Annotated in this window: 2 protein-coding genes and 5 pseudogenes; all 7 read right to left on the minus strand. The window is 74.7% G+C overall.

Translation table 11 applies throughout. The features are described 5' to 3' along the window. Positions 1–342 (minus strand): annotated as a pseudogene (locus KPL57_RS27485) (Rieske 2Fe-2S domain-containing protein); the annotation flags it as partial. Positions 343–875: 533 nt separating this feature from the next. Then, positions 876–1685, minus strand: a complete 810-nt coding sequence (locus tag KPL57_RS27500) for an MFS transporter (RefSeq protein WP_226353702.1) — start codon at positions 1683–1685, stop codon at positions 876–878. Between the two features lie 94 nt (positions 1686–1779). Next, positions 1780–2555: pseudogene (locus KPL57_RS27505) on the minus strand (IclR family transcriptional regulator). A 24-nt stretch (positions 2556–2579) separates the two neighbouring features. After that, positions 2580–3655: pseudogene (gene paaE / locus KPL57_RS27510) on the minus strand (1,2-phenylacetyl-CoA epoxidase subunit PaaE). Positions 3656–3830: 175 nt separating this feature from the next. Next, a pseudogene (gene paaD, locus KPL57_RS27515) lies at positions 3831–4273 on the minus strand (1,2-phenylacetyl-CoA epoxidase subunit PaaD). An 83-nt stretch (positions 4274–4356) separates the two neighbouring features. Next, on the minus strand, positions 4357–4968 hold the full coding sequence (gene paaC / locus KPL57_RS27520; protein ID WP_308253042.1) for a 1,2-phenylacetyl-CoA epoxidase subunit PaaC: 612 nt from the start codon (positions 4966–4968) through the stop codon (positions 4357–4359). Between the two features lie 76 nt (positions 4969–5044). Then, positions 5045–5092, minus strand: a pseudogene (locus KPL57_RS72840) (hypothetical protein); the annotation flags it as partial. Between the last annotated feature and the right edge of the window lie 135 nt (positions 5093–5227).

Below are 5227 nucleotides of genomic sequence, written 5' to 3' on the forward strand. Positions count from 1 at the left end.
ATCCAGACCCAGATCAGCGAGTCCTGTTTCGACGACCGGGTAGGCCGCCAGGCGGGCCGTGCGCGGCACCCCGCTTTTGGCCCGGCACCGCGACGCACGCGCCGTCGGCGCCGTAGGTGAAGCCGTGGTAGCCGCAGACGACGGTGTCGCCGACGAGCCGGCTCGGGGACTGGGACAGCGGGAACCGGCGGTGCACGCAGCGGTCGGCGTGCGCGGTGACCTGGCCGGCCTCGGTGCGCCAGAACAGGATCGGCTCGTCGCAGATCGTGCGGCGAACAGCTCGCGACCGATCTCGGCGGAGTAGGCGGCGACGTACCACTGGTCGCGGGGGATCGAGCTCATGCGGGGACTCCCTGGGTGGTGGGGGCGCCGGATCGGCGGAGCAGCAGGACGAGGACGGCCGCGCCGACGAACACCGCGGCGAAGAGCAGGTAGAGCGACTGCGGGGTGGCGCCGCCGTCGAGCAGCGCCCCGGCCAGGGTCGGCGCGAGGATCGCCCCCGGACCGGCCGACCGCGAGCGCGGTCCCGACGCCGGTGGTGCGCACGTCGGCGCCGTAGGAGGTCGGTGCCATCGCGTACAGCCCGGCGACGCAGCCGTTGACGAACAGCCCGACCAGCGCACGGCGACGACGAACGCCACCGCGAGCGAGGAGGTGGCTGGCGATGAACACGGCGAGCAGCACCGCGGTGGCCAGCAGGTACCCGGCGAGCACGTGCCGCAGCGCGAACCGGGCGGCGAGCAGGCCGAGCCCGGCGGCGCCGAAGATGCCGCCGACGTTGAGCAGGGTGCCGCCCGCGATGCCCGCGTCCGGGGAGAGCCCGGCCTCGACGAGCAGCGTCGGCGTCCAGCTGGTGACGAAGTAGAACCCGGCCATCACGCAGAAGAAGCTGATCCAGAGCAGCACCGTGGTGCGGCGCAGCGCCGGGCGCAGCAGCGCGCCGTACCCGCCGCGACACCGGTGCGCACCGGAGCGTCCCCGGGGAGCGCGGGCAGCGCCGCGTGCCCCATCCGGGCCAGCAGCACGTTGACCCGCTCCAGCGCCCCGGCCGGGCGACGCACGAGCAGGAAGTCCAGCGACTCCGGCAGCCGCCACCAGACCAGCGGGACCGCCGCCAGGGTGGCCAGGCCACCGACGAGGAACACCGACCGCCAGCCGAGCTGCCCGATCAGCGTGGCGGCGAGCACGCCGCCGAGGACGGCCCCGATCGCGTAGCCGGTGGAGTTCAGGCTGACCGCGAGACCCCGCCAGCGGGCCGAGGCGTACTCGGCGGCGACGACGTTGCTGGTGGCGAGGATGCCGCCGACACCGAGCCCGGTGACCAGCCGCAGCGCGCCGAGCTGACCGGGGGACTGCGCCGCGGACGAGGCCAGCATCGCCAGCCCCGCGACGACCAGGCAGCCCAGCACGATCGGCCGTCGCCCGATGCGGTCGGCCCACGGTCCGATGAGGACCGAACCGGCGGCCATGCCGACCAGGCCAGCGGACAGGAGCAGGCCGAGCTGGCTGCCGGACAGGCCCCACTCGGTGGCGACCGAACGGCCGGTGAAGGCCATGACCAGGACGTCGAAGCCGTCCAGGACGTTGAGCAGGACGCACGCCGCGACCGCGCCCCACTGGTAGCGGGACATGGGGGCGTCGTCGAGCAGGCGGCGGACGGTGTCCGCCGCGGGTGGTGGGCGCATGGTGGACTCCGTCGTCTCCGCGCGGTGGTGGTGCAGCGAGGATGCGGGGCGACGGGGCGAGCGCCGTACGTGCCTTCCGGAGAATGGAAGGGTTTCAGGGCGTGGTGGTGCTGAGCGCGCGGCTGATCCCGGCGGCGGTCGTGCGCACCAGCGGGGCCAGCGCACGAGCGGGCACGCTGCCGTGCCGCACCACGAGCGAGACGGCCGCGACGACCTGGCCGCGGGCGTCGGAGACGGGGGCGCCGACCGACAGCGCGTCGTCGGTGACCTGCCGGTCGCTGACCGAGTGGCCGTCGCGGCGGACGTCGGCGAGCATGCGGCGCAGCCGCTGCGGGTCGGTCACGGTGAACGGGGTGTAGCGCTCGATCCGCCCGCCCAGCACCTCGTCCTGCAGCTCCGGCGGCGAGTGCGCGAGCAGCACCAGGCCGACCCCGGTCGCGGTGAGCGCGAACGCCCCCCGACCCGGGTCTGCACCGGGACCGCGCCGGACCCGGCGAGCCGTTCGACGAACACCACCTCGGCGCCCTCGCGCACCGCGAGCTGCACGTTCTCCCGGGTGACCCGGGACAGGTCCTCCAGGAACGGCAGTGCCGTCTCGCGCAGCGCCTGCCCGCGCGGGGCGAGCGCGCCCAGCTCCCACACGCGCAGCCCGATCCGGTAGCGGCCCTGCTCGTCACGCTCCAGCGCACCCCACGCCGCCAGGTCGGCGACGAGCCGGTGGGCCGTCGACAGCGGGACGTCGGCGTGCCGGGCGAGGTCGCTGAGCGACAGCGCGGACCGGTCGGGGCCGAACGCGTCGAGCAGGCCGAGCGCGCGCACCACGACCGACCCGGTCGGCCCCACCGGGTGGCCGCGACGCGACGTGGTCATGCCCGCCAGTATCAGGCGTCGTGGTCAGGCGTCGTAGTCGACCGTGGCGGTCCCCGTCACCGGGCGGGACTGGCAGGTGAGGACGAACCGGCGGCGACCTCCTCGGGCTCCAGCGCGTAGTTGCGCCGCATGGTCACCTCGCCGTCGGTCACCTTCGCCCGGCAGGTCCCGCACACCCCGCCCTTGCAGGCGAACGGCAGGTCTCCGCGGACCTTCTGCGCGGCGTCGAGGACGTACGCCCCGGCCGGGACGGCCAGCGTCGTCGACCGTCCGTTCAGGACGACCGTGACCTGTGCGCCGTCGCCGTCCGGCTCGGGCTCGTGGCGGTCGAGCTCCGGCGGCGGCTCGTCGACGTAGAACAGCTCGCGGTGCCACCCGGCGCCGCTCGACACCCAGCTCGCCGAGCACCGCGACCGCGGCCTCGGTCATCCCGAGCGGGCCGCACAACCACCAGTCGTCGACGTCGCCGGTGTCGACCAGCGCGGTGAACAGCAGCCGCAGCCGGTCGGCGTCGAGCCTGCCGTTGACGATCTCGGCCTCGGTGGGCTCGCGGGACAGCACGTGGAGCAGGTGCAGCCGCGGGCCGTAGCGGTTCTTCAGGTCGGCGATCTCCTCGGTGAACATCACCGTGTCGGTCCGCCGGTTGCCGTAGACGAGGGTGACGCGGGTGTCGTCGTGCGCGGCCAGCAGCGACGCCGCGATCGACAGCACCGGGGTGATCCCGGACCCCGCGGCGACGAGGCCGTGGTGCGTGCCGGCCGTCAGCTCCGGGGTGAACGACCCGGCGGGCGGGCCGACCTCGACGACGTCGCCCGGGGCCACCTCGTCGACCAGCCACGCGGAGAGACAGGCCGCCGTCGACCCGGCGCACCCCACCCGCGGCGCGGTCCCGGCGGCCGAGCAGATCGAGTACGACCGGCGCTCCTCGCCGTCGGCGGTGACCTTCCGCAGGGTCAGGTACTGGCCGGGCGGAAGTCGTAGTGCGCGCGCAGGTCGTCGGGCACGTCGAAGGTGACGGCGACGGCGTCGTCGCACAGCCGGTCGACCCCGGTGACGACCAGCCGGTGGAAGCCGGCGGGGAGCTCGGTCCCCTCCGCCAGCAGGGCCTCGATCTCGTCGTCCAGGGCGAGCGTCGTCCGGCCGTACGCCTGGTTGGCCCGGGCCTGCCACGCCGCCGCGCGCCGTTCGCCCATCACAGCTCCTCGCCGGTTCGGTCGATCACCGGGCACGCTCCGCTCCTCGCGCGCCAGGGCTCGCTGCGATGCTCACGCACCCTCAGATCTCCTTCATGTGCTCGAACGGCTCACGGCAGGTCGTGCACCGGCGCAGCGCGGTGCACGCGGTCGGGCCGAAGCGCGACAGCTCCTCGGTCGCCCGCGACCCGCACTGTGGCAGGGCACGACCGTCGACGGCACGTCCAGCGTCAGCGGGATCGGCCCGGTGGTGCGCGGGGCGCTCCCGGGCGGTGCGACGCCGGCCTCGGCGAGCTTGCGGCGCCCGGCCCCCGCTGATCCAGTCGGTGCTCCAGGCGGGGGAGAACACCGTCCGCACCTCGACGCGCGTGTACCCGCCGCGGTGAGCGCGCCGCGGATGTCGGCCCGCATCTCCTCGATCGCCGGGCAGCCGGAGTAGGTCGGGGTGATCGTGACGGTCACCGTGCCGTCCTGTTCGGAGACCGACCGGACCACCCCGAGGTCGTCGAGGGTGAGCATCGGCATCTCGGGGTCGACGACCCGGGCGACGACGTCGCGGGCACCGAGGTCACGGTCACTCAGGTCACGGTCGCTCAGGTCCACTGTGGTCACCATGTCGCCCCCGGGTGTCTGCGCGCCAGGCTCTGCATCACCACGAGTGCGTGCTCCAGCTTCTCGGTGTGCAGCCCCTGCCGGCCGCCGCGGCCGCCGACCGTGCCGGTCGGCGGTACGTCCGGGCGGGACAGCGTGGCCCGCTCCAGCACCTGCGCGAGCACGGTCTCGACCTCCTCGCGGGTGTCGGCGGGGTCGACCGCGACCCCGGCCGCGACCAGGCGCCGTTCCTGCTCGGTGGTGCGGAACAGCTCCTCGATGTGCGGCCACACCCACCCCAGCGCGTCCTGCATGCGGCGGTGGGACTCGCCGGTGCCGTCGCCGAGGCGCAGCGTCCAGCGGGCGGCGTGGTCGCGGTGGTAGGTGACCTCCTTGACCCCCTTCGCGGCGACGGCGGCGACCACCGGGTCGGCCGAGCCCTGCAGCCGGTGCAGGAGCGCGAGGCGCCAGGTGGAGAACACCCAGCAGCCGGGCGATGCACCGGGCGAAGTCCAGGTCGTCGCGGACGGTTCGACGAGCCCGACACAGCGGAACTCCTCGACCTCGCGCCAGTAGGCCAGCGCGTCCTCGTCGCGGCCGGTCAGGTGCCCGGCGCGCGAGAGCAGCACCCGGGCCTGACCGAGCAGGTCGAGCGCGTGTGTTGGCGAGCGCGACCTCCTCCTCCAGCTCCGGGGCGTTCGAGACCCACTCGGTGAGCCGGTGCGACAGCACCAGCGCGTCGTCGCCGAGCATCAGCAGCACAGTACGCGGCCAGGTCGGCGGGGTCGACGCCGTCCGGGACGGGCGCGACGATGTCGGCCTCGGAGTCCTCGAAGCCCGACCCGAACGCCCAGCGGGGGTCGTCGCCCTCCTCGGTCAGCGCGTCGT

This window comes from Pseudonocardia sp. ICBG601 (genome assembly GCF_020496245.1).